This is a genomic window from Methylorubrum zatmanii (genome assembly GCF_014845115.1).
In the GTDB taxonomy this organism is placed as follows: Bacteria; Pseudomonadota; Alphaproteobacteria; order Rhizobiales; family Beijerinckiaceae; genus Methylobacterium; species Methylobacterium zatmanii.
This window is the reverse complement of the sequence record NZ_NKUI01000126.1, coordinates 1-22251: the sequence shown is the minus strand read 5'-3', so window position 1 is coordinate 22251 and position 22251 is coordinate 1. Positions and strand designations below refer to the sequence as shown.

The 22251-nt window shown below is 70.3% G+C and carries 21 protein-coding genes; 11 read left to right on the top strand and 10 right to left on the bottom strand.

Going from position 1 to position 22251, the window contains the following annotated elements; translation table 11 throughout:
• Positions 1 to 2 precede the first annotated feature (2 nt).
• Together MZTS_RS15875 and MZTS_RS15870 are read left to right on the top strand one after the other, a co-directional pair.
• On the top strand, positions 3 to 503 hold the full coding sequence (locus MZTS_RS15875) for a DUF6468 domain-containing protein (RefSeq protein ID WP_192284611.1): 501 nt from the start codon (positions 3 to 5) through the stop codon (positions 501 to 503).
• Positions 500 to 1315, top strand: coding sequence for a MotE family protein (locus MZTS_RS15870; protein WP_192284593.1), 816 nt, complete (start codon positions 500 to 502; stop codon positions 1313 to 1315). Before MZTS_RS15875 ends, MZTS_RS15870 begins: the two co-directional genes overlap by 4 nt.
• A 3-nt stretch (positions 1316 to 1318) precedes the next feature.
• Here MZTS_RS15870 and MZTS_RS15865 read toward each other — a convergent pair whose 3' ends face one another.
• On the bottom strand, positions 1319 to 1813 hold the full coding sequence (locus MZTS_RS15865; RefSeq protein ID WP_192284592.1) for a glutathione peroxidase: 495 nt from the start codon (positions 1811 to 1813) through the stop codon (positions 1319 to 1321).
• 191 nt (positions 1814 to 2004) lie between these two features.
• Here MZTS_RS15865 and MZTS_RS15860 point away from each other — a divergent pair, with 191 nt between their 5' ends.
• Genes MZTS_RS15860 through MZTS_RS15850 form a run of 3 tightly spaced genes read left to right on the top strand, consistent with a single transcriptional unit; the run spans position 2005 to position 4602 of the window.
• Entirely contained in the window at positions 2005 to 2715 is a 711-nt protein-coding gene (locus MZTS_RS15860) for an invasion associated locus B family protein (RefSeq protein WP_192284591.1), read from the top strand.
• A gap of 50 nt (positions 2716 to 2765) precedes the next feature.
• Positions 2766 to 4010 (top strand): lytic murein transglycosylase, encoded by a 1245-nt coding sequence (locus MZTS_RS15855; protein WP_192284590.1) that lies wholly within the window; start codon positions 2766 to 2768, stop codon positions 4008 to 4010.
• A gap of 7 nt (positions 4011 to 4017) precedes the next feature.
• Positions 4018 to 4602, top strand: a complete 585-nt coding sequence (locus MZTS_RS15850) for an NAD(P)H-dependent oxidoreductase (protein ID WP_192284589.1) — start codon at positions 4018 to 4020, stop codon at positions 4600 to 4602.
• Positions 4603 to 4819: 217 nt separating this feature from the next.
• On the opposite strand, the gene MZTS_RS15845 is transcribed toward MZTS_RS15850, so the two are convergent.
• Both MZTS_RS15845 and MZTS_RS15840 read right to left on the bottom strand, forming a co-directional pair.
• Positions 4820 to 5215: a GFA family protein gene (locus MZTS_RS15845; RefSeq protein ID WP_192284588.1), complete on the bottom strand. Its 396-nt coding sequence runs from the start codon at positions 5213 to 5215 to the stop codon at positions 4820 to 4822.
• Positions 5216 to 5403: 188 nt separating this feature from the next.
• Positions 5404 to 6744, bottom strand: a complete 1341-nt coding sequence (locus MZTS_RS15840) for a dicarboxylate/amino acid:cation symporter (RefSeq protein WP_192284587.1) — start codon at positions 6742 to 6744, stop codon at positions 5404 to 5406.
• A gap of 312 nt (positions 6745 to 7056) precedes the next feature.
• Here MZTS_RS15840 and MZTS_RS15835 point away from each other — a divergent pair, with 312 nt between their 5' ends.
• Entirely contained in the window at positions 7057 to 8922 is a 1866-nt protein-coding gene (locus tag MZTS_RS15835) for an ATP-binding protein (protein WP_343068771.1), read from the top strand.
• Positions 8919 to 10271 carry a sigma-54-dependent transcriptional regulator gene (locus tag MZTS_RS15830; protein WP_192284586.1) on the top strand — a complete coding sequence of 451 codons (1353 nt, stop codon included), beginning with the start codon at positions 8919 to 8921 and terminating at the stop codon, positions 10269 to 10271. The genes MZTS_RS15835 and MZTS_RS15830 overlap by 4 nt, the downstream gene beginning before the upstream one ends.
• A gap of 136 nt (positions 10272 to 10407) precedes the next feature.
• On the opposite strand, the gene MZTS_RS15825 is transcribed toward MZTS_RS15830, so the two are convergent.
• The 3 genes from MZTS_RS15825 to MZTS_RS15815 form a co-directional block, all read right to left on the bottom strand.
• On the bottom strand, positions 10408 to 13425 hold the full coding sequence (locus MZTS_RS15825) for an EAL domain-containing protein (RefSeq protein WP_192284585.1): 3018 nt from the start codon (positions 13423 to 13425) through the stop codon (positions 10408 to 10410).
• 174 nt (positions 13426 to 13599) lie between these two features.
• Positions 13600 to 15072: an Asp-tRNA(Asn)/Glu-tRNA(Gln) amidotransferase subunit GatB gene (gene gatB, locus MZTS_RS15820; RefSeq protein ID WP_192284584.1), complete on the bottom strand. Its 1473-nt coding sequence runs from the start codon at positions 15070 to 15072 to the stop codon at positions 13600 to 13602.
• A 74-nt stretch (positions 15073 to 15146) separates the two neighbouring features.
• The gene (locus MZTS_RS15815; RefSeq protein ID WP_192284583.1) at positions 15147 to 15929 is read right to left on the bottom strand and encodes a class I SAM-dependent methyltransferase; all 783 of its coding nucleotides are present in this window, start codon (positions 15927 to 15929) and stop codon (positions 15147 to 15149) included.
• A gap of 144 nt (positions 15930 to 16073) precedes the next feature.
• On the opposite strand from MZTS_RS15815, the gene MZTS_RS15810 reads away from it, so the two are divergent.
• Positions 16074 to 17258 (top strand): PepSY domain-containing protein, encoded by a 1185-nt coding sequence (locus MZTS_RS15810; RefSeq protein ID WP_192284582.1) that lies wholly within the window; start codon positions 16074 to 16076, stop codon positions 17256 to 17258.
• A complete protein-coding gene (locus MZTS_RS15805; RefSeq protein WP_192284581.1) occupies positions 17255 to 17431 on the top strand; it encodes a hypothetical protein in 177 nt (58 codons plus the stop codon). Before MZTS_RS15810 ends, MZTS_RS15805 begins: the two co-directional genes overlap by 4 nt.
• Before the next feature lie 50 nt (positions 17432 to 17481).
• On the opposite strand, the gene MZTS_RS15800 is transcribed toward MZTS_RS15805, so the two are convergent.
• The 4 genes from MZTS_RS15800 to MZTS_RS15785 form a co-directional block, all read right to left on the bottom strand.
• Positions 17482 to 18369, bottom strand: a complete 888-nt coding sequence (locus MZTS_RS15800; protein ID WP_009865616.1) for a cation diffusion facilitator family transporter — start codon at positions 18367 to 18369, stop codon at positions 17482 to 17484.
• 72 nt (positions 18370 to 18441) lie between these two features.
• A complete protein-coding gene (locus tag MZTS_RS15795) occupies positions 18442 to 18708 on the bottom strand; it encodes a hypothetical protein (RefSeq protein WP_009865615.1) in 267 nt (88 codons plus the stop codon).
• Positions 18709 to 18847: 139 nt separating this feature from the next.
• Positions 18848 to 19096, bottom strand: a complete 249-nt coding sequence (locus MZTS_RS15790) for a hypothetical protein (RefSeq protein WP_009865614.1) — start codon at positions 19094 to 19096, stop codon at positions 18848 to 18850.
• Between the two features lie 71 nt (positions 19097 to 19167).
• Positions 19168 to 20628, bottom strand: coding sequence for an FAD-dependent monooxygenase (locus tag MZTS_RS15785; RefSeq protein ID WP_192284580.1), 1461 nt, complete (start codon positions 20626 to 20628; stop codon positions 19168 to 19170).
• 90 nt (positions 20629 to 20718) lie between these two features.
• Between MZTS_RS15785 and queA the strand changes: the two genes are divergently transcribed.
• On the top strand, positions 20719 to 21813 hold the full coding sequence (queA, locus tag MZTS_RS15780; protein WP_192284579.1) for a tRNA preQ1(34) S-adenosylmethionine ribosyltransferase-isomerase QueA: 1095 nt from the start codon (positions 20719 to 20721) through the stop codon (positions 21811 to 21813).
• Positions 21810 to 22251 (top strand): nucleotidyltransferase domain-containing protein (locus tag MZTS_RS15775; protein ID WP_192284578.1); only part of this gene is annotated, 442 nt, incomplete at its 3' end. The genes queA and MZTS_RS15775, both read left to right, overlap by 4 nt.

The window sequence follows — 22251 nt, the reverse complement described above, 5'->3', positions numbered from 1 at the left end:
GCATGACCTTCTTCGTCTCGATGGCCGCCGACATCCTCGTGGCGGTTCTCCTGGTGGCCACCATCGTCTCCTCGGTGAAGCTGTCGCAGCGCATCAGCAAGCTGAAGGCGGACGAATCGGCCCTGCGCTCCACCATCGGCGATCTGGTGGTGGCGAGTGCCACCGCCGAGCGCGCCATCGCCGGCCTGCGCACCACCCTCGACGAGTGCGACCGCACCCTGGCCGAGCGTCTTGGCACCGCCGAGCGCTACGCCGCCGACCTGTCCGCGCATGTCGAGGCCGGGGAGAGCGTCATCAACCGCATCGCCGCCATCGTCGGCCAGGCCCGGACCGCCACCGCACCCGCCGCCCAGGCGCCGGCCGCGGCGGCGGCGCCCCTCCGCCCCGTCGCCATCGAGGCGCCCGCCGCCGGCGGCAACGGTGAGCGCGTCGGCGCGGCGCTGGCCGCCGCCCAGGCCCTGTCCGAGCGCGCCCTCGACCGGCTGCGGGCGAGAGCCGCATGAGCCTGCCCGCGCGCCGACTCGCACGTCTCGCGAGCCTTCCGGCGCGCCCCTTCCGGCTGCGCCTGATCGACGCCGTGACCCTGGCGGCGATCGGGCTCCTCGTGCTGAAGGTCACGGCGCTGATGGCCGGCGACGGGCCGGTGCCGGCGGATGCGCCGCTGCCGGAATTCGCCCGCGTCCTCGCCAAGGCCCGCAGCAACTACACCCCCTCCGATCCGCCGACGACCGGCTCGGTCTCGACACCGCCGAAGAAGGCCGAGCCCGCCAAGGCCGAGCCGGCGCCCCCCCCGGTCTATCAGCCTTCCGTTCCCGAACCGGTCTCGGAGAGCGAACGGGCCATCCTCGAGAAGCTCGCCACCCGACGCGACACCCTCAAGCAGCGCCAGGACGCCCTGGACCTGCGCGAGCAGCTGCTGAAGGATGCCGAGCGCAAGCTCGAGTCCGGGGTGGCCGGCCTGAAGGAGGCCGAGGACAAGATCGGCGCCGACGGCGCCAAGCGAACCGAGGCCGAGAAGGCCGGGCTGAAGGGCATCGTCACGATGTACGAGACGATGAAGCCCAAGGATGCCGCACGGGTGTTCGACCGCCTCAGCCTCGAAACGCTGGTGCCGATCGTGCTGGCCATGAACCCGCGCAAGATGGCCGAGGTGCTGGCGCTGATGGGCTCGGAGCCGGCCGAGAAGCTGACGGTCGCCCTCGCCAACCGCGCCCGGGGCGTCGATGCTCCGCAGGCGGCCGCCTCCGCCCCCGGCCTGCCCCCCGGCGAGCTGCCGGCGATCGATCCGGGGCCGGCGGCGCGGCCGGTTCGCTGATCCTCACACGGCCGGCTCGGCCAGCGCCCGCTCGATCGCGCCCTCCAGGGCGGCGGGCTTGGTGGAGGGGGAGAAGCGGGCGATCACCCTTCCGTCCCGACCGATCAGGAACTTCGTGAAGTTCCACTTGATCGCCTGCGTGCCGAACAGGCCGGGCTTGGCGCGCTTCAGGTCGTTGAAGAGCGGGTCGGCACCCGGACCGTTGACCTCGACCTTGGCGAGCACCGGAAAGGTCACGTCGTAGGTCAGCGAGCAGAACCGCTCGATGGCCTCGGCATCCCCGGGTTCCTGGGCGCCGAACTGGTTGCAGGGCAGGCCGAGCACCACGAGGCCTTGGCCGCGGTGGCGCCGCCACAGGGTTTCCAACCCCTGGTATTGCGGCGTGAACCCGCATTTGGAGGCGGTGTTGACGACCAGAAGCACCTTGCCGCGATATTGCGACAGGGGATGCGGCCGGCCGCGGGCATCGCGCGGGACGTGGTCGTGGATCTTGCTCATCGCCGCTTCCGGCTCCCTTGCTTGCGCAATATTCCCATGTTCCTTGCGGCGAGCATTACCTGAATTTCATGGAATGGTTCCAGGCTCGACGATGATTTGCACTGTTGCGGTGACGTGAGGCCTCAACGCGATTGCATCCTTGCGCAAGCGGAGCTAGGCGCCCCGCGATGACATCTCTCAGGAGCCTCGCCATGCCGCCTCTGTCCCGCAGGATCGTGCCAGCCCTGGCGGTTCTGCTCGCCGGATCGGCGGCCCTGTCCGGGCCGATCCCCGCCTTCGCCCAGGAGGCCGCGCCGGAAGCCGCAACCGAAGCCGCGCCCGCCCCCAAGCCGAAGCCCCGCCCGCGCAAGCCGGCGCCGCCCAAGAAGGAAGAGGTGAAGGACACGGGTAAGGAGCCGGCCAACGCCGCTCCGCTGCTGGAACCGGCGGCGGCCGCCACTGGGCCGGCTCAGTGGCCGGCCGGTGCCCGCTCGGTCAGCGAGAGCTACGGCGACTGGACCATGAACTGCAACCGCGAGGAGAGCCGGACCGATTGCGTCATCATCCAGTCCCAGGGCGACCGGCGCACCGGCAAGCGCCTGTTCAGCATCGAGCTGCGCCCGGCCAAGGACGGCAAGAGCGAGGGCCTGATCCTGATGCCGTTCGGCCTGCAGATCGAGCCCGGCGTGAGCTTCAAACTCGATGACCGGCAGCTCGGCAAGGGCGCCCCCTACTCGACCTGCGTCAGCGACGGCTGCCTCGTGCCGATCAGCCTGCCGACCCTCGCCACCGACGCGATGAAGACCGCCACGAACCTCACCATCTCGGCGACGAAGCCGGATGCGCAGGAGCCGACGGTGATCACGGTCCCGCTCGCCGGCTTCGCGGCGGCCTTCGCCCGGGCGGGGGCCTTCGGCAGCTGAGGCGGCGTTCGCACCTCGCGATCTCACGGGCAGGTGGTAAGCTCGCGGCCATGCGGCCAACCCTCAAACTGCTCTTCACCCTCATGCCCCTCGCCGGCCTGAACCCGGCGCGGGCCGAGTCTCCGACCGAGCCGGCCCCGGTGCCGGGCTTCGCAAGCTGCCTGGGAGAGTTGACGGCCCTGGCGCAGGAACGCGGGGTGCCCCGGGCCGTCGCCGAGACGGCCCTGTCGGGGATCGTACCCGATCCGGCCGTCCTGCCCGCGACCCGGAGCCAGGCCGAGTTCGTCCGGCCTGTCTGGGACTACATCGATGCGAGCGTGACCCCGGAGCGGGTGGCGACGGGGCAAGCGAAGCTCGCCGAATGGTCCGAGGTGCTGGGCCGCATCGAGGCGGCCTACGGCGTCGACCGGTACGTGCTCGTCGCCTTCTGGGGCGTCGAGTCGACCTACGGCTCGGTCCTCGACAAGCCGGGAGTGGTCCGCCCGGTGATGCCAGCCCTGGCGACGCTGGCCTGCGGCGACAAGGAACGCCCCGGCCTGTGGCGCGACGAACTGGTCGCGGCCCTGAAGATCCTCGCCGATGGCGACGCCGACGCGGAGCGCATGACCGGCTCCTGGGCCGGCGCCATGGGCCATACCCAGTTCATGCCCACCGCCTATCTCCGCCACGCGGTCGATTTCGACGGCGACGGCAAGCGCGACATCTGGCGCTCGGTCCCCGACGCCCTCGCCTCGACCGCGAATTTCCTCAAAGCCTCCGGCTGGCGACCGAAAGAGGGCTGGGGCCTCGAAGTGCTGCTGCCGGACGGCTTCGATTACACCCGCGCCGACGAGACCACCGAGCGGCCCTTTTCCGAGTGGCAGGCGATGGGCCTCAAGCCGGCGGCCGGCTCCTTTCCCGAGGGTGGAGAGCGGCGTGTCGCCCTGCTGCTGCCCGCCGGCGCCAAGGGCCCGGCCTTCCTGCTGGAGCCGAACTTCCGGGTGATCCTGCGTTACAATACGGCGCTCGCCTACGCCCTCACCGTCGCCCATCTCTCCGACCGGCTGCGCGGCGCCCCCGGCTTCGTCCGCGACTGGCCCCGTGGCGATCGCATGCTCTCGACCGAGGAGCGCACCGATCTGCAGACACGGCTGGCCGGCCTCGGCTACGCGGTGGGCGGCGCGGACGGGAAGGTCGGGCCCAAGACCCGCGCCGCGATCCGCGCCTTCCAGACCGCGACTGGCTTGGTGCCGGACGGCTACGCCGATGCAGGGCTTCTGGACAGGATCCGCGCGACCGGAGAGGCGGGGAAATAGGGGTTCGATGCGCGTCCTGCTGGTCCACTGCCATCCCCGCGCCGACAGCTTCAACGCGGCCCTGTGCGACACCGCCGTTTCGGCGCTCCGGTCGGCCGGCCATGCGGTCGAGATCCTCGACCTCTATGCCGAGGAGTTCGACCCCAGGCTGAGCCCGGACGAGCGGGGCGCCTATTTCGACGAGGCGGCCGCCCGGCCGGAACTCGCCGGCCACATCGCCGCCCTGCGGCGGGCCGAGGCGCTGGTCCTCGTCTATCCGACTTGGTGGTTCGGGCTCCCGGCCATGCTCAAGGGCTGGTTCGACCGGGTCTGGCTGCCGGGCGTCGCCTTCGCGCTGGGCGGCGCCAAAGTCCTGCAACCGCGCCTCACCAACCTCCGCCGGATCACGGTGGTGACCACCTACGGCTCGCCGCGCTGGCTGCTCTGGCTCGTCGGCTGGCCCGATTGGCGGCTGTTCCGCTTCGGCATCCGCCCGCTCTGCGCCCCGCGCTGCCGGCTGAGCTGGATCGCCCTCACCGGCATGGACACGGTCACCGCACCGGCGCGGCAGCGCTTCCTGGAAAAGGTCCGCAGGCGGCTCTCGGCGTTCTGATCGCCTCATCCCAAATCCGGTCGATCCCTTCGGGATGGCGGATGTGGGCTCCGCTCAGACGCCGCGCGGGCTCCCCGATCCTGCCTCCGGTCCCATCGACCGGAGACAGGATCATCCCAAATCCGGTCGATCCCTTCGGGATGGCGGATGTGGGCTCCGCTCAGACACCGCGCGGGCTTGCTGATCCGGAACCCGCTCTGATCGAGCGGATGCCGTATCAGCCGGTCGGAAACCGCGCGAAGCTCGGCAGGCGATGCGCCTCCTCCATCCAGCCGATCCGTTCGGCCACTTGGATATGCGCCTGCGGCGGCAAGGCCTCGGGAGTGTCGAGGGTGGCGGTCTGCACGTCGATCATGCCCGGCAGGTTCCGCTCGTTCACGTAGAACAGGCCGGTGCCGCAATGCCCGCAGAAATGCCGCCGCCCGTGTTCGGACGAAGCGTAGACCACGGGCTCACCGGAAATCGTGACCCGCTCGGCCGGGACCATGGCCCACCCGACCATCGGCGCGCCGGCATGGCGGCGGCAATCCGAGCAGTGGCACAGGGCGTTATGCACCACCTCCGCAGACATCTCGTAGGTGATCGACCCGCAATGGCAGCGTCCCTTGAGCATCGTCCGTTCCCCCCCGGTCACGAGCCGTGTCGCCTCGCGCTGAGGCGCTGCGGGGACAATCTACGGAACGCAAAAAGAAACCGCGACAGCCAATGACGGCTGCCGCGGCTCCGTTACCGAACGGAATGGCAGGACGGTGCCCCCCGTTCGGATCTCTTTTCGGATCCCTTGCCGGATCCTTCGCCGGATCACTCCGCCGGCTGGAGCACCGGAGCGGGCGCCTCGGCCACCGGCTTGCCGCCGAGGGCCGCGTGGAGCTTGGCCTCGTCGACCTCGTTCTCCCAGCGGGCCACCACGATGCAGGCCACGGCGTTGCCGATGAAGTTGGTGAGCGCCCGGCATTCCGACATGAAGCGGTCGATGCCGAGGATCAGGGCCATGCCGACGACCGGCACCGAGGGGACGACGGCCAGCGTCGCGGCCAGGGTGATGAAGCCGGAGCCGGTCACGCCCGCCGCGCCCTTCGAGGAGAGCATGGCGACCAGCAGGAGCAGCACCTGCTCGCCGAAGGTGATCGGGGTGTCGGTGGCCTGGGCGATGAACAGCGCGGCCATCGTCATGTAGATGTTGGTGCCGTCGAGGTTGAACGAGTAGCCGGTGGGGACGACGAGGCCGACCACGGGCCGCGAGCAGCCGGCCTTCTCCATCTTGTCGATCAGCGAGGGCAGGGCCGATTCGGAGGAGGAGGTGCCGAGCACCAGCATCAGCTCTTCCTTGATGTAGCGGATGAGCCGGATGATCGAGAAGCCGTTGTAGCGGGCGACCGCGCCGAGCACGCCGAGCACGAAGATCGCCGAGGTCAGGTAGAAGGCGCCGACGAGGTAGGCGAGGTTGGCGAGCGAGGAGATGCCGTACTTGCCGATGGTGAAGGCCATCGCGCCGAAGGCGCCGATGGGAGCGACCTTCATGATGATGTTGACGACGCCGAACACGGCCTCCGACAGCACCTTGATGATGTCGAGCACCGGCTTGCCGCGATCGCCGAGGAAGGCGAGGCCGAAGCCGAACAGCACCGAGAAGAACAGCACCTGAAGGATCTCGCCGCCGGCGAAGGCGCCGACCGCCGTGGTCGGGATGATGTTCATCAGGAAGTCGGCGATGTTCTGCTCCTTGGCCTTGCCGGCATAGGTCGCGACCGCCTTCGGATCGAGGGAGTTCGGATCGATGTGCAGGCCGTGGCCGGGCTGAAGCACGTTGGCGACGATGAGGCCGACGATCAGCGCCAGGGTCGAGAAGGTGAGGAAGTAGGCCAGCGCCTTACCGCCGACGCGGCCGACCTTCTCGAGATTGGTCATGCCGGCGATGCCGGAGACCACGGTGAGGAAGATCACCGGCGCGATGATCATCTTGACGAGCTTGATGAAGGCGTCGCCCAGCGGCTTCATGTCGGCGCCGAGCTTCGGCGAGAAGTGGCCGAGGGTGATGCCGATGGCGACGGCGACCAGCACCTGGAAATACAGGGTGCGATAAAGGGGCTTCGGCGCTTTCGGCGCGTGGGGCGCGGTCAGCGGGGACGGCACGGTGGCCATGGGCGTTTCTCCCGGTCGGAGCGTTGAAAGGGTGAGGTGGATCGCCCGTCCGGTCTCCTTTCCGGAGGTCTCGGAGAGCGTCCGCTCTTGCTTTTGGCCTCGCGGCCCACAGCTCTGCGGTTAGGTCATGGCTGCGTTTCGCGATATGAATGGCAACCCTCGTGCCAGCCCGGCCGGCCCGGAAACTTTTTGCTAACTGTTTGGCATGAATGATATTTCACAGTCCCGGCTCGATGGCGGCCCGGACCGCGTTGCGGTAATCCGCACGGCGGCCCGCGATCCGTTCCGGCTTTCCGCACCGGGCAGGCGCGCGTGATCGAGACGCTCACGCTCTCCCGTCCCAGGTATCGCCGCACGCTCATCGCGCTCGCCGGTCTGGCGGCCCTGGTGCTGGCCGGTTGGCTCGGCGGCCAGGTGGCGGAGCGCTGGGCTCTGGCCGACCTGCGGCGCACGGCGACCGCGGCCCTGGGCCTTCACGTCGCGGCCCTGCGCGCCGAGATGCAGACGCAGAGTTCGTTGCCCCTGGCGCTCGCCGCCGATCCCGAGATCGCCCGCGTGGTCGAGCCGGCCCCGGACCCCGCCCTCGTGGCGGGGGTGAACGGGCGGCTCGCGCAGATCGCCGAGGCCACCGGCGCCGCGGTGATCTACGTGATCGGCGCGGACGGTGTGACCGTGGCCGCGAGCAATGCCGGTGCCGAGAAGAGTTTCGTCGGCCGCGACTATGCCTTCCGGCCCTATTTCAAACAGGCCATGGCGGCGGGGGCGGGCTCGCAATTCGCCCTCGGCACGGTGAGCGGCCGGCCGGGTTACTACCTCGCCCGGCGGCTGCCCCGCTCGGCCGGGGTCGTCGTGGTCAAGATCGAGTTCGACGGGATCGAGGCGGCGTGGCGGGCGGGCCGCGAGAGCGTGTTCGTGACCGATTCCCGCGGCATCGTGCTGGTGGCGAGCGAGCCGGGCTGGCGTTTCCAGGCCCTGCGCGGGATCGACGAGGCCGAGCGGCGGCGCATCCGCGCGGCGCTGGAATTCGGCGGCGCGCCGCTCTCGCCCCTTCCGCTCTTCCCCCTGGAAGGGCTGCGGGAGACCTCGTTCGACCTCGTCCGGGTCGGCGGCACCGCAACGCCCGCTTGGCCGGCGCTGATGCGCGATGCGGCGATTCCCGGCACCGACTGGCGGCTGCACACCCTGACCCCGATCGCCGCCGCCGTGCAGCGGGAGGTGGCGCAGGGGCGGGTCATCGCCCTGCTGGCGACCGGGCTCGCCTGGGGCGGCCTCGCCACCCTGATCGGCCGGCGCCGCCGGATCCGCGCCCGGCTCGCGGAGGCCGCCGCCCGGCGCGAGGAGCTGGAAGCGCGGGTGGCGGAGCGCACCCGGGCCCTCAGCGAGGCCAACCGGCAGCTCCTCGCCGAGATGGAGGAGCGCCGCCGCGCCGAGGCCGAGCGGGAGCGCCTTGGCCGGGAACTCGCCCAGGCCGGACGCCTCGCGGCCCTCGGGCAATTCGCCGCCAGCATGGCCCACGAAATCAACCAGCCCCTGGCGGCGATCCGCTCCTATGCCGACAACACCGCGATCCTCGTCAGCCGCGGGCGGGTCGAGGATGCGGCGGAGAACGTCTCGGCCATCGGCCGGCTCACCGAGCGCATCGGCACCCTGACCCGCCAGCTCAAGGGCTTCGCCCGCCGCGCTTCGGGCCGGCGCGAGCCGGTGGCCCTCGCCGAGATCGTGCGCGGCAGCCTGGAAGTGGTCGGCGCCCGCGCCGTGGAGGCCGGGATCCCCCTCGCCACGCCGGAGCTGCCTCCCGGCCTCGCCGTTCTCGGCGACGGGCCGCGCCTGGAACAGGTCGTGGTCAACCTGCTCCAGAACGCCCTCGACGCCGTGTCCGGGCGGGCGGCCCCGTCGGTCACCCTGAGTGTCGAGGTCACCGACGGAAGGGTGGCGGTCGAGGTCGCCGATAACGGTCCCGGCATCCCGGACACGGTGCGGGCCCAAGTGTTCGACCCGTTCTTCACCACCAAATCCGAAGGCCTCGGCCTCGGTCTGGCGATCTCCCGCGGCATCGTCGAGGAAGGCGGCGGCACGCTCGGCCTGCGCTCGGGGCCGGAAGGCACCATTTTTCGAATGGAACTGGCGCGGGCGGATGCGCCGACGGATGCGCGAGCGGGGAGCCTGGAGACCACATGAGCAGCGAGCCGGCGTCGGCCTCCGAGCGGATCGTCTTCATCGATGACGAGGAGGACGTGCGGCGCGCCAACCGCCAGAGCCTGGAACTCGACGGTTTTCAGGTCGAGACCTTCGAGACGGCGGAAGCCGCGCTGGCGGCGATCCGGGCGGAACCGCCGGGCGTGGTGGTGAGCGACGTGCGGCTGCCGGGCCTGGACGGGCGCGCCCTGTTCGAGCGCCTCCGCGCCATCGATGCCGACCTGCCGGTGATCCTCATCACCGGGCATGGCGACATCTCCATGGCGGTGGGGGCGATGCGGGCCGGCGCCTACGACTTCCTCGCCAAGCCCTATCCGGCGGAGGCCCTGCTCGGCTCGGTGCGCCGCGCCCTCGACCATCGCCGCCTGATCCTCGAGAACCGCCGCCTCCATGCCCGGCTCGACGCGGCGATCGAGGAGGATCCGGCCTTCCTCGGCATCTCGCCGGAGATCGTTCGCCTGCGCCGTCTCGTGCGCGACGTGGCCGGGGCCGATGTCGATGTGCTGGTCCTCGGCGAGACCGGTTCCGGCAAGGAGGTGGTGGCCAGCGCCCTGCACCGCTGGAGCCGGCGTGCGGCGAAGAACTTCGTCGCCATGAATTGCGGCGCGCTGCCCGACAGCGTGGTCGAGAGCGAATTGTTCGGCCACGAGGCCGGCGCCTTCACCGGGGCGCTCAAGCGCCGGGTCGGGCGCATCGAGCACGCGCAGGGCGGAACGCTGTTCCTCGACGAGATCGAGAGCATGCCGCTCGCGCTCCAGGTGAAGCTGCTGCGGGTGCTGCAGGAGCGGGTGGTGGAGCCGCTCGGCACCAACGAGCGCCGGCCCATCGACATGCGGGTCGTCTCGGCCACCAAGGTCGATCTCGGCCAGGAAGCCGCCGCCGGCACCTTCCGCGACGACCTCTACCACCGGCTCAACGTGGTCACCGTGGCGATCCCGCCCCTGCGGCAGCGGCGCGAGGACATCCTGCTGCTGTTCCAGCATTTCCTCGCCCGCGCCGCCGCCCGGTTCGGCCGCGAGGCGCCCGCCGTGACGGGAGCGATGCGCGATCATCTGCTGCGGCATTCCTGGCCCGGCAACGTGCGCGAGCTCGACCATTTCGCGGAACGCTGCGCCCTCGGCCTCGCCGGGCAGGCCGCGCCGGAAGCCACGGCCGCGAAGGCGCTCAGCCTGTCCGAGCAGGTCGAGCGCTTCGAGCGTGGCCTGATCCGCGAGGAACTGATCATGGCCGGCGGCGATGTGCGACTCGCCGCCGAATCCCTCGGCGTGCCCCGCAAGACGCTCTACGACAAGATCGCCCGCTACGGCCTCGCGCCCACCGATTTCCGCTGAAGCCGGGCGGCGGGCTCGGCAGAAATCGTATCATACCCAATCCGGTTCATCCCCTCGGGATGGCGGGTTTGGGCTTCGCTCGAACGCCGCGCGGGCTTGCCGGGACGCAACCCGCTCCGATCGAGCGGATGCCGTATCAGGCCGCCCTCTGGCGGGCGACGAGGGTCCGGGTGGCCTCGGCGGATTGCGGCCGGCCGAGCAGGAAGCCCTGCGCCTCGGTGCAGCCCTTGTTCCGGATGCGCGCCAGCTGCTCCTCGGTCTCGACGCCCTCGGCGGTGATCGTCGTGCCGAGGCGCTCGCCGAGACCCACCACCGCCCGGACCACTGCCGCCGCCACCGGCTCGTCGATCTCGCGGATGAAGGAACGGTCGATCTTGATCTTGTCGAAGGGGAAGCGGCACAGATAGCTGAGGGACGAGTAACCGGTACCGAAATCGTCCAGTGCGATCCGAACGCCCATGGCGCGCAGGCGATGGAGACAGTCGATCACGCTGTCCGAATCCTGCATCAGTACGCTCTCGGTGATCTCCAGCTCCAGCCGTCTGGCCGGCAGCCCCGAATTGGCGAGCGCGCGCATGACGGCCTGCTCCAGCCCGGCCTTGCGGAATTGGACCGCCGAGACGTTGACGGCGACCCGCAGCTCGCCCGGCCAGGCGGCGGCCTCGCGACAGGCCTGGTTCAGGGCCCAGGCGCCGAGTTGCGCGATGAGGCCGGTCTCCTCCGCCACCGGGATGAACTCGCCGGGGGAGATGGGACCGCGCACCGGATGGTCCCAGCGCAGCAGGGCTTCGAAGCCGCGCACCACCCCCTCGGCGAGGTTGAAGATCGGTTGGTAATGCAGCGTGAATCCGCTGGAGCGGATGGCGTTGCGCAAATCGATCTCGAGCAGGTTACGGGTCGCGACCGCTTGATCCATGCCGCTCTCGTAGAAGCGGAAGGTGTTTCGCCCGGAATCCTTGGCCCGGTAGAGGGCGATGTCGGCGTTCTTGAACAGGGTGTCGGCACTGTCGCCGTCCCTCGGTCCGACCGCGACCCCGATGCTGACGCCGACGGTGGTGGCGCGGCCGTCGAGATCGATCGGCCGGTCGATCGCCTGGATCAGCCGGCGGGCGATGGTGACGATGCGGTCGGGGTCGTCCGGGCAGGGCAGGATGACCGCGAACTCGTCGCCGCCGAGCCGGGCGACCATGTCGCCCTCGCTCAGAACCTCGTTGAAGCGCCGGGCGACGACACGGAGCAGGGCGTCGCCCGCCGGATGGCCAAATGTGTCGTTGACCGCCTTGAACCGGTCGAGGTCGCAGCACAGAACCGCCACCCCGCCGCCATCGCGTTGGACGGTCCAGATCTCACGAGTCAGGACCTCTTGGAACAGCCGGCGGTTCGGCAACCCGGTCAGGATGTCGTGCCGGGCCATGTGCTCGATCAGCGCCTGCGTCCGCTTGCGCTCGGTCGCATCCGCCACCGTTCCCTCGAACCAGACCGGCTCGCCCTCGGCATCGCGCACCGCCCAGGCCGTCTCCGAGACCCAAATGCGCTGGCCACCGGCGTGGCGGCGCACCTCGGACACGAAATCCTCCACATGCCCCTTCTGCCCCAGAAGCTTGAGAAAGACCTCGTGGCGGCCGGGCTCGACGTACCAATCGTGGCTGAAGCCGGCATCGGTCAGGGGCAGTTCGTCGGCGCCGCCGTAGCCGTGAAGCCGAGCGAGGGCCCGGTTGGCCTGGACGATGCTGCCGTCGAGGCGCGCGCGATAGACGCCGATCACGGCGTTCTGGAACAGCGACTGATAGTCGGCCTCGGCGGAGCGCAGCGCCGCCTCGCTCCGCCTCCGCGCGGTCAGGTCGGTATAGGTGCAGACCAACCCTCCGGAAGGCAGGGGCGCGAGCCGGACCTCCAGCACCGTGCCGTCCGGGCGGGTGCGCTCATAGCGTTGGATCGGCGGCATGCCGCTGCCCTGTTCCAGCCAATCCCGGATCTCCGGCGGAGCGAGACGGTACTCCCCGCGCTCGACCTGGACCTGCCGCACCGCGGTCCAGGAGGCACCCTCGTGCAGGAGGGTTTCCGGCAGGTCGAGCAGATCGTGGGCACGCTGGTTGAGAAGCCGGATCCGGGCGTCGGGACCGACCATGACGAGCCCCTGATCCATCGCCTCCAGCGTGGTGCGCATCACCTCGCCGGCATCGCGCAGGCGCTGTTCGGAGCGGGTGAGGTCGGTGACGTCCAGACAGACCCCGAAGATCGAGGAGAGGCGGCCGGCATCGTCGTACTCGGCGAGTCCATGCACGCCGATGACCCGCTCCTCACCGTCCGGACGAACGATCCGGGAGCGATGCTCGTAGCCGCTCTGGATGCCGCCACGGCCGGCCAGCGCGTCGGTGATGGACCGCAGCACCCGCTCGCGATCGTCCGGGTGGTAGAAGCCGAGATGCGTCTCGACGCTCAAGGCGGCGAGTTCGGGATTGCGCCCGAAGATCCGCGCAACCCCTTCCGACCACGCGATGGTGTCGGTGGTGGCGTCGATCCGCCAGTGACCGAAGCAGGCGACGTCCTCGACCATGGCGTGGGCGGCCTCGGTCGCCCTGAGGCGAGCCTCCCATTCCACCAGCCGCGCCTCCTCGCCGCTGCGTTCGGAAATCTCGGCCTGGCTGGCGCGTCGTGTCTCGTAGAGCTGGAGATGGGCCTCGGCGATCAGGGCGAATTCCTGAAGGATCCGCAGCTTGTCCGGGGTGAAGTCGAATCGGGGGATGCGGTCCATCAGGCAGAACGTGCCGATGGTCCGGCCCGCCACCGAGCCGACCGCCACCCCGGCATAGAAGCGTGCCCGCGGTTCGCCGACGACGAGGGGGCTGCGAGCGAAGCGCTCGTCGCGGGTCAGATCGGGAACGACGAGGATCTCGCCGCGCCGCTGCCGGATCGTGTGGTTACAGAAGGCGCCTGCCCGGTCGATGCCGTCGTCGTCGATCCCGCATCGGGCCCGGAACCGGAAGCGGTCCTCGTCCACCAGGGGGATCAGCGCGATGGGAACATCGAACAGAGCGGCGGCGGAGCGGCAGAGGGCGTCGAGATGATCCTGCAGGCCGGTTTCCAGCAGCCCCGGGCGAGCGGGTAATACGGCTTCACGATTGCCGGACCGGACCGGACAAGACGCTGTCATCGATCGCCTTCCCCCAAAGCGACTCAACGGGAACGCTCCCTCGGGGGATGGCATGCAACGATGTGACCGAGTCCTACGTTAACGGCCTCGATGTCAGCTCGGACAATCTCGCAAAGATGATTTTGGATCACAGCCGGGACGGGCGCGATGCCGCCCCGGCCGATCCCCGCAGGCTCACTCGATGCCGAGCTTGTCCTTCAGGAGGGCGTTGACGGCGGCCGGGTTGGCCTTGCCGCCGGTGGCCTTCATGGTCTGGCCGACGAACCAGCCGAGCAGCGTCGGCTTGGCTTTGGCCTGCTCCACTTTGTCGGGATTGGCGGCGATGATCGCGTCGATCGCCGCCTCGATGGCGCCGGTATCGGTGACCTGCTTCATGCCGCGGGCCTCGACGACGGCGCGCGGATCGCCCCCCTCGGACCAGACGATCTCGAACAGATCCTTGGCGATCTTGCCGGAGATCACGCCCTCGCCGATGAGATCGACGATGGTGCCGAGCTGCTCGGCGGAAACCGGCGTCTCCTCGATGGTGAGCCCCTCCTTGTTGAGGCGCCCGAACAGCTCGTTGATGACCCAGTTGGCCGCCGCCTTGCCGTCGCGGCCGCGGGCCACCGCCTCGAAATAGTCGGCGGAGGCGCGCTCGGCGACGAGCACCCCGGCATCGTAGGGAGAGAGGCCGAAATCCTTGATGAAGCGGGCCTTCTTGGCGTCCGGCAATTCCGGCAGGCCGGAGGCCAGACCATCGACGAAGGCCTGATCGAATTCGAGCGGCAGCAGGTCCGGATCGGGGAAGTAGCGGTAATCGTGCGCCTCTTCCTTCGAGCGCATGGAGCGGGTCTCGCCCTTGCTCGGGTCGAACAGCCGGGTCTCCTGATCGATCTTGCCGCCATCCTCCAGGATCGCGATCTGCCGGCGCGCCTCCGTTTCGATCGCCTGACCGATGAAGCGGATCGAGTTGACGTTCTTGATCTCGCAACGGGTGCCGAGCGGCTCGCCGGGGCGGCGCACGGAAACGTTCACGTCGGCGCGGAGATTGCCCTTCTCCATGTCGCCGTCGCAGGTGCCGAGATAACGCAGGATCGTGCGCAGCTTCGTCACATAGGCCTTGGCCTCCTCCGACGAGCGCAGATCGGGCCGGGAGACGATCTCCATCAGCGCGACGCCGGAGCGGTTGAGATCGACGAAGCTCTTGGTCGGATCCTGATCGTGCAGGGACTTGCCGGCATCCTGCTCCAGATGCAGCCGTTCGATGCCGACGGTGATCGATCCGCCATCCGGCAGATCGACCAGCACCTCGCCCTCGCCGACGATCGGATCCTTGTACTGCGAGATCTGGTAGCCCTGCGGCAGATCCGGGTAGAAGTAATTCTTGCGATCGAACACCGAGCGAAGATTGATCTTCGCCTTCAGGCCGAGGCCGGTGCGCACGGCCTGCGCGACGCATTCCTCGTTGATGACCGGCAGCATGCCGGGCATGGCCGCATCGACCAGCGAGACGTGATCGTTGGGCTCGCCGCCGAAAGCGGTCGAGGCGCCGGAGAACAGCTTGGAGCGGCTCGTGACCTGGGCGTGGATCTCCATGCCGATCACGACTTCCCAGTCGTGCAGGCCGCCCTTGATCAGCTTCTTCGGATCGACGTGCTCGGTCATGGTCTTCGACTTCGGTGCCGGCGCCGCCGGATCGGCGCCTTTCCTCGGTGTGTAGGGAGCGGGCGCGGGACGGGTCAAGCCGGTGATGACGCGCCCGGCCGACGCGCGGCGAGCGTCACGGCCGGACCGTTCACGAAGTCCGGGTCGTCGGTGATGATCGTCGTCTCGCTCAAGCCATGATGGGCGAGCACCCGGATCAGGTCCGGCAATTCCATCCAGCGGGTCTTGCCCTGGTTGCCGCCCCAGAAGGTGGCGAGCCCGCGGTCGCGATAGGTCAGCTCGTGCAGGGTGAGCGGCATCCCCTCGTGCTCGACCGGGCGGGGCACGTGCCGGCGCAGGCGCGGCTGCGCGGCGTAGTAATGCGTCCAGAGGAACAGCCGGTCGGAGCGGGCGGCGGCGAGCCGGATCAGCTCCAGCGGATCGAACATGTGGTAGAGGATGCCGCAGGCGAAGATCAGGTCGTAGCGCGGCCCCGGCGCCGCGAGATGCCGGCTGACGTCGCCGAGCAGGAAGGTCGAGCGGGTGAGCCCGGCGATGTTCTTGACGATCAGCGACTTCAGGAAGGCTTCCGAATTCGATTCCACCGCCGTGACGCTGTTCGCGCCGAGCCCTTCGAGCTGGCAGGTATGGGCGCCTTCCAGCGGCCCGAGTTCGAGGATGTCGTAGCCGTCGAAGCGCCCGCCGCGGCCCAGGACTTCGGCCGCCTGACGCGGGCGCGGATCGGCCCGAAAGCCCGGCAGGCCGCCGCCCACGGGCAGCTCGGGCAGGAGTTCGCTGAGATCGCTCGCCCAGCGCCCCTCGAACAGGTCGTAGGCGTTGCGGTGGCTCGGTGTGGTGGTGAGGAAGACCCGCTTCATCCGCTCCCTATAGCCGGGCGGCGGGGCCGTCGTCTCGCCCCCGGCGGAGCGGTGTCGAATCATTTCAATTCGAAAACATAGCCGTTGCAAAGTCCGGCCGATCCCGCACTGTCGAACGACGATTTCCCGGGAAGGACTGACGGTGTGACCCGCCACGCCCCGCCGCGGACCTGGACAGCGGGCACGACGCCGCTGGCCGCCGGCCGCTTCACCACCTCGCGCGCTTTCCGCCTCTCGCTGTGGCTGCATCGCTGGACCGGGCTGATCGCCGCGCCGTTCTTCCTGATCCTCTGCCTGACCGGCACGATCCTGATCTTCCACGAGGAGATCGACGAGGCCCTGGGCTACGAGGCGCAGATCGAGGCACCGCCCCCCGGCGCGGCGGAGCGGCCGCTCGCCGAGATCGCCGCCCTGGCGGCGGCGGCCATGCCCGGCCGGAATCCTCTGGCCCTGGTCTTCGATCAGCAGCACCCCGAGCGCGTCACCGTCAGCTTGGTGGAACAGGGCGAACGCGGGTTCGACACCGCCAAGCCCATGGTGTTCGACCGCTTCCGCGGCACGCCGGTCGAGGCGCCCGATCCCCGCTCCACGCCGACGGGCATCGTCCTCACCCTGCATGCCAACTGGTTCCTTGGGCTGCCGGGCGAACTTGCCGGCGGGGTGGTGGCCCTGCTCGTGGTGATCTGCCTCGTCACCGGGATCGTGATCTACGGCCCCTTCATCAAGGGGCTCGCCTTCGGCATGATCCGGCGCGGACGGGGCGAGCGCCTGCGCCAGCGCGACCTGCACACCTTCATCGGCACCGTGACCCTTGGCTGGGCCCTCCTCGTCAGCGCCACCGGCGTGACGCTGGCGCTCGGCGACATCGCCCTGAAGGTCTGGCAGGCCACCGAGCTGCGGCGCCTCGCGGCAACCTACGGCGCCGACAGGCCGGTGACGGGGGAGGGTGCCTCCGTCGATGCGGTCCGCGCCGCGGCGGAGACGGCCAAGCCCGGATGGCGCACCAGTCTGATGCTCTATCCCGGCAGCGCCTTCTCCACGCAGCGGCATTTCACGGTGCTGCTCGTCGGCCCCGAGGGCTTGCAGAAGCGGCTCTTCGAGATCGCCCTGGTGGATGCCGCCGATGGGCGGGTGGCCGAGATCGCGACGCTGCCCTGGTATCTCGTGGTGACCCAGCTCTCGCAACCGCTGCATTTCGGCGATTACGGCGGACTGCCCCTGAAGCTGTTCTGGACGGCCTGCGCGTGGTTCACGCTGTTCATCACCGCCAACGGGGCATGGCTGTGGTTCGCCCGCCGCCCGAGCCGCAGGGCGAGGCAGACCGCATGAACTGGGCACGCCATCCCACGGGCGTCGCCCTCGCCATCACCGGTCTGACGGTGACCGGGCTCGCCCTGATGCTGACCGAGGGCCCGACCTGGAAGGTCGCGGGCTTCCTCCTCGCCGCGAGCCCGCTGGCGGCGGGGCTCGCCGCCTACTGGGTGCAGCGGCGCCGAGGCTGATACGGTGGCCGCCATTCCGAAGGGATCGATCGCGGTCGTCTGAAGCGGGATCAGATCACCGGCACGCCGCGCTGCTTGGCCTCGTCGCCCGGCTCGACATGGATCACCACCACCGCGCCCTCGATCTCCGCCTCGATCACCTGTTCCAGCCGGTCGCAGATCGCGTGGGATTCGGACACCGTCATCTCGCCCGGGACGACCAGGTGGAAGTCGATGAAGGTCGCGCTGCCGGCGTGGCGGGTGCGGACGTCGTGCGCTTCCAGCGCGCCCTCGCCATGATGCGAGATCAGGCGGCGGATGTTCGCGATCATCTCGGGGGCGGCGGCCTGGTCCATCAGGCCGTTGACCGAATCGCGCACCATCGTCCAGCCCGACCACAGGATGTTGAGGGCGACCAAGCCGGCCACCAGGGGATCGAGCACCAGCACGCCGGTGGCGAGGACGAGCCCGACGCCGACGAGGACGCCGCCGGAGGTCACCACATCGGAGACGATGTGGCGGGCATCCGCGATCAGGGCGGGTGAGCGCAGCCGCCGGCCGCGCCGGAACAGCAGCATCGCCCAGGCGGCATTGATCACCGTGGCGACCCCGTTGACGGCGAGGCCCAGCGCGGGCGCGTCGAGGGGCTTCGGATCGAGGATGCCGAGATAGGCCTCGCGCAGGATCAGCAGGGCTGCGACGATGACGAGGGCGCCCTCGATCACCGCCGAGAAATACTCGGCCTTGTGGTGGCCGTAGGGGTGATCGTCGTCGGCGGGCTGCGCCGCGACACGCACGGCGAGGAAGGCGCAGGCCGCCGCCACCACGTTGATGATGCTTTCCAGCGCGTCGGAATAGAGCGCGAGGCTGCCGGTGAGCCAATAGGCGGCGAATTTGAGCGCGGTGACGACGACGCCCACGCCGGCGCTCGCCAGGGCGGCCTTTTCAGTACCAGTCATTCGGAATCGCGGGGGTGGGACGGGATGGCCCGCCCTTACGATCCGCCCGACCGGAAGGCCACGGCAAAGGTCTTAGCCCAAGCTATCGCCCGCCGGATCCTCCGCCGCTCCGGAGGCGGGGAGGCGCCCGCGGGCGATCTCCTTGGCACGGGCCCGCTCGGCCCTCTCGCGGGCGCGTTGCGCCTTGCGGGCATAGCTGCGGGCGATCCAGGCGAAGCTCGCCTGAGCGGCGAGGCCGTCGAACCGGCTCGCCTCCCTCTCCCAATACCGCAGCAATTGCGCGTCGAGGGTCTCGGGCAGCGGTTTCTTGGACAGCGGTTTCTTGCCGGCGTCGGTCATCGCAAGGCCACTCTCGGAAGATGGTCGCGCGGGGCGTTCTCACCGGCTTGCATGGAGACAATATCCCTGGACAACAACCTATACTGTCTTCCAGGGCCTCATGACCGTGGAAAGTGCCGGTGGATGATATTCCTCAGGTTCATGCCTCCGGCGCCGGCGGCGTGTCGGTCTCCTCGACCACCAGCGCCTGAGCGTCGCCGCGGAAGCTGCCGGGCCCGACCTCACCGGTCGGATGGGCCGGCGTGCCGAAGGGCTCGCTCGGATAGGCCTCCTCGAAGCGGCGGCGGGCATCGTCCGCATCCTCGGCCTTGAGGGTGATCTGCGGCGTCTCGGGCAGAGGCCAGCGCGGATCGGCGGGATCGCGCGGGCGCAGGGCGAACCACTTCATATCGGGACGGATCCTCCTTTGGTATCGAGGATTCAACGCATGAGGAGCGGCCTCGGCTGCAATATTTCCGCTCAAGCCGGCGCCAGCGCACCGAGATATCGCCCGGCCTCCTCCCAGGCATCGGCCTGCGCGGCGAGGCCGACATAGCCGTCGGGCCGCACGAGATGCAGGCGCCCCGGCTCCGGGGCCGGGCGGGGCAGCGGCTCGACCAGGGTCGGGAAGCGGGCGGCCAGGGCGGCCCCGCCCGCCGCGTCGGCCGTGTAGAGGACGAAGCGCGGATCGGTGCCGGCCCCCGGCGGCGGGCCGGCGGCACGCTCCGGCGGCCAGCGTCGCCCGGCGCCGCGTCCGGCGGAGAGCGGAGAGGCGGGATAGCCGATCCCGATCTCGCTCATCGTCGTGACCATCCCGGCGCGGACGGCTCCGAGGCCGAGCAGCGCCCGCAGCGCCCCGTTGCGGAGGACCTGGGCGAGCGGATGGGTGAGGGTCGCCATGGCCGTGAGCCGCCCGGCATTGCGCAGCACCGTCTCGCCGACGGCGTTGCGTTCCGGGCTGTAGCTGTCGAGCAGCGCGGGCGCGGCCTCGGCCCGCAGCACCGCCGCGAGTTTCCAGGCGAGGTTCACCGCATCCTGCATGCCGGTATTCATGCCCTGCCCGCCGGCCGGGCTGTGGATATGCGCGGCGTCTCCCGCGAGGAACACCCGTCCGCGCCGGTACTCGGACACCTTGCGCTCGTGGATGCGGAAATGGCTGAGCCAGACCGGATCCGAAACCCGGATGCCGGGGCCGGCCCGCGCCCTCACCAGCGCCTGCACCTCGGCGAGGGTCGGATCGGGCCTCGGCCTGTCCTCCGCGCGGCCGATGGTGGCGACGACCCGCGCCCGGCCACCGGGAATCGGGAAGATCACGAAGGGACCGTCCCGGTGCAGATAGACCGATACCTCGTCGCCGGGCGGAGCGCCCGCGCCGTCGACGCGGATATCGGCGAGCAGCCATTCGTCGCCCTGGGCCGAACCGCCGAAGGGCAGATCGAGCCTGTGGCGGACGGCGCTGTGGGCGCCGTCGCAGCCGATCAGGAAGGGCGTCGTCACCCGCTCCACCCGGCCGTCGACGTGGCGCAGTTCCGCCTCGACGGCATCGGCTCCCCGCGAGAAGGCGACCAGTTCGATGCCGCGCTCGACCGCGCCGCCCAGGCTCCGCAGGTGCTCCGTCAGCAACCGCTCCGTCTCGCACTGCGGGATCATCAGGCCGAAGGCGTAGGGGCTGGCGATGCCGGAGAAATCCACGTGGCCGAGCACCCGGCCGCCGCTGCGCAGGGTGACGCCCCGGGCGCGCAGGCCGGCGGCGAGGAAGGCGGCGGTGCAGCCCATCCGGTCCATGAGTTCGAGGGTGCGCGACCAGACCACCAGGGCCTTCGAGGTCTGCGTCGCGCGCAGGCTGCGGTCGATCAGCCGGACGCCGACGCGGTAGCGCGCCAGCTCGCAGGCGAGCGTCAGGCCGACCGGCCCGGCGCCGACGATGAGGACCTCCCGCATCGGCCTTCCTCCGGCTTCATGCTGCGCCCGGCGGCGGCCTGGATCAATCCGCCATTTGCGTCGCGCGCCCATCCGTGCTGATGGCGCTCCATGCGCGTGGACCTGTTCGATTTCGACTTGCCGGACGACGCGATCGCGCTGCGGCCCGCGAGCCCGCGCGACGCGAGCCGCCTGCTCGTGGTACGCCCCGGCGAGCCCCTGGCGGATCGCGGCGTGCGCGACTTAGCCAGCCTGCTCACCCCCGGCGACGCCCTCGTCTTCAACGATACGCGGGTGATCCCGGCGCGGCTCTCCGGCACTCGCCACCGGCCGGGCGGATCGGGCCAGCGCTGCGAGGCGATGCTGCACCTGCGCGAGGCCCCGGACCGCTGGCGCGCCTTCGCCCGCCCCGCCAAGCGCCTCGCCCCCGGCGACCGCATCCGTTTCGGCGGAGACGGCGAGGGGTTCAGTGAGGTCTGCGCCCTGGCCGGGCTCGACGCGACGGTGGAGGAGAAGGGGGAGGGCGGCGAGATCCTGCTGCGCTTCGACCTCTCCGGCCCCGCCCTCGACGAGGCCATCGCGGCGTTGGGCGCCCTGCCGCTGCCCCCCTACATCGCCGGCAAGCGCCCGACCGATGCGCAGGACACCACCGATTACCAGACCGTCTATGCCCGCGAGCCCGGGGCGGTCGCCGCCCCCACCGCCGGCCTGCACTTTTCCGACGCACTGCTGGCCGGCATCGATGCGGCGGGGATCGAGCGCATCCATGTCACCCTGCATGTCGGGGCCGGCACCTTCATGCCGGTGAAGGCCGAGGATACCGAGGCCCACCGCATGCACGCCGAAATCGGCATCCTCGAAGCCGCCACCGCCGCGCGGCTCAACGCCGTTCGGGCGCGGGGCAACCGGATCGTCGCGGTCGGCACCACGGCCCTGCGGCTCCTGGAGAGCGCGGCGGCGCCCGATGGCACGATCCACCCCTTCTCCGGCGCCACCGACATCTTCATCACGCCGGGCTACCGTTTCCGCGCGGTCGATGCCCTGGTGACGAACTTCCACCTGCCGCGCTCGACCCTGTTCATGCTGGTCTCGGCCTTCTCCGGCCTCGACACCATGCGGGCGGCCTATGCCCACGCGATCACCTCAGGCTATCGCTTCTACTCCTACGGCGATGCGAGCCTGCTGTTTCCGGAGCGTGCAGAATGAGCCGGCGTGCGCCGTTGCGGGTCGATGTCGCCCGCGTGATCGACCGCTTCCTCGGCCTCACCGCCAGCGAGGGGGCACCGCGCCTGCGCGGCCTCTACCTCGTCGGGTCGATCGCCCTCGGCGATTACCGCTCGGGGCTCAGCGACATCGATTTCGTCGCCCTCCACGATGCGGAGCCGACGCCGGAGGCGACCGAGGCGCTGGCCCGGGTCCATGCCGCCCTGGCCGCGGCCGGCGGTCCGCCCTTCGACGGGTTCTACATTCCGGCGGAAGCCCTCAAGCGCCCGCCCGTCTCCGGCGCCATCGTGCCCTTCAGCCTGGACGGCCGTTTCCGCAGCGGCGAGGTCTGCCGGGAGGTCAACCCGGTGGTCTGGCGCTGCCTCGCCCGCTCCGGCCGGGCGATCCTCGGCCCGTCCCCCGCCGCCCTCGGCATCGCCG

Excerpts from the sequence above, each read along its gene's own strand:
- MZTS_RS15875 (WP_192284611.1), top strand. The coding sequence starts at position 3 with ATGACCTTCTTCGTCTCGATGGCCGCCGACATCCTCGTGGCGGTTCTC.
- MZTS_RS15870 (WP_192284593.1), top strand. The coding sequence starts at position 500 with ATGAGCCTGCCCGCGCGCCGACTCGCACGTCTCGCGAGCCTTCCGGCG.
- MZTS_RS15865 (WP_192284592.1), bottom strand. The coding sequence starts at position 1,813 with ATGAGCAAGATCCACGACCACGTCCCGCGCGATGCCCGCGGCCGGCCG.
- MZTS_RS15860 (WP_192284591.1), top strand. The coding sequence starts at position 2,005 with ATGCCGCCTCTGTCCCGCAGGATCGTGCCAGCCCTGGCGGTTCTGCTC.
- MZTS_RS15855 (WP_192284590.1), top strand. The coding sequence starts at position 2,766 with ATGCGGCCAACCCTCAAACTGCTCTTCACCCTCATGCCCCTCGCCGGC.
- MZTS_RS15850 (WP_192284589.1), top strand. The coding sequence starts at position 4,018 with ATGCGCGTCCTGCTGGTCCACTGCCATCCCCGCGCCGACAGCTTCAAC.
- MZTS_RS15845 (WP_192284588.1), bottom strand. The coding sequence starts at position 5,215 with ATGCTCAAGGGACGCTGCCATTGCGGGTCGATCACCTACGAGATGTCT.
- MZTS_RS15840 (WP_192284587.1), bottom strand. The coding sequence starts at position 6,744 with ATGGCCACCGTGCCGTCCCCGCTGACCGCGCCCCACGCGCCGAAAGCG.
- MZTS_RS15830 (WP_192284586.1), top strand. The coding sequence starts at position 8,919 with ATGAGCAGCGAGCCGGCGTCGGCCTCCGAGCGGATCGTCTTCATCGAT.
- MZTS_RS15825 (WP_192284585.1), bottom strand. The coding sequence starts at position 13,425 with ATGACAGCGTCTTGTCCGGTCCGGTCCGGCAATCGTGAAGCCGTATTA.
- gatB (WP_192284584.1), bottom strand. The coding sequence starts at position 15,072 with ATGACCGAGCACGTCGATCCGAAGAAGCTGATCAAGGGCGGCCTGCAC.
- MZTS_RS15815 (WP_192284583.1), bottom strand. The coding sequence starts at position 15,929 with ATGAAGCGGGTCTTCCTCACCACCACACCGAGCCACCGCAACGCCTAC.
- MZTS_RS15805 (WP_192284581.1), top strand. The coding sequence starts at position 17,255 with ATGAACTGGGCACGCCATCCCACGGGCGTCGCCCTCGCCATCACCGGT.
- MZTS_RS15800 (WP_009865616.1), bottom strand. The coding sequence starts at position 18,369 with ATGACTGGTACTGAAAAGGCCGCCCTGGCGAGCGCCGGCGTGGGCGTC.
- MZTS_RS15795 (WP_009865615.1), bottom strand. The coding sequence starts at position 18,708 with ATGACCGACGCCGGCAAGAAACCGCTGTCCAAGAAACCGCTGCCCGAG.
- MZTS_RS15790 (WP_009865614.1), bottom strand. The coding sequence starts at position 19,096 with ATGAAGTGGTTCGCCCTGCGCCCGCGCGATCCCGCCGATCCGCGCTGG.
- MZTS_RS15785 (WP_192284580.1), bottom strand. The coding sequence starts at position 20,628 with ATGCGGGAGGTCCTCATCGTCGGCGCCGGGCCGGTCGGCCTGACGCTC.
- queA (WP_192284579.1), top strand. The coding sequence starts at position 20,719 with ATGCGCGTGGACCTGTTCGATTTCGACTTGCCGGACGACGCGATCGCG.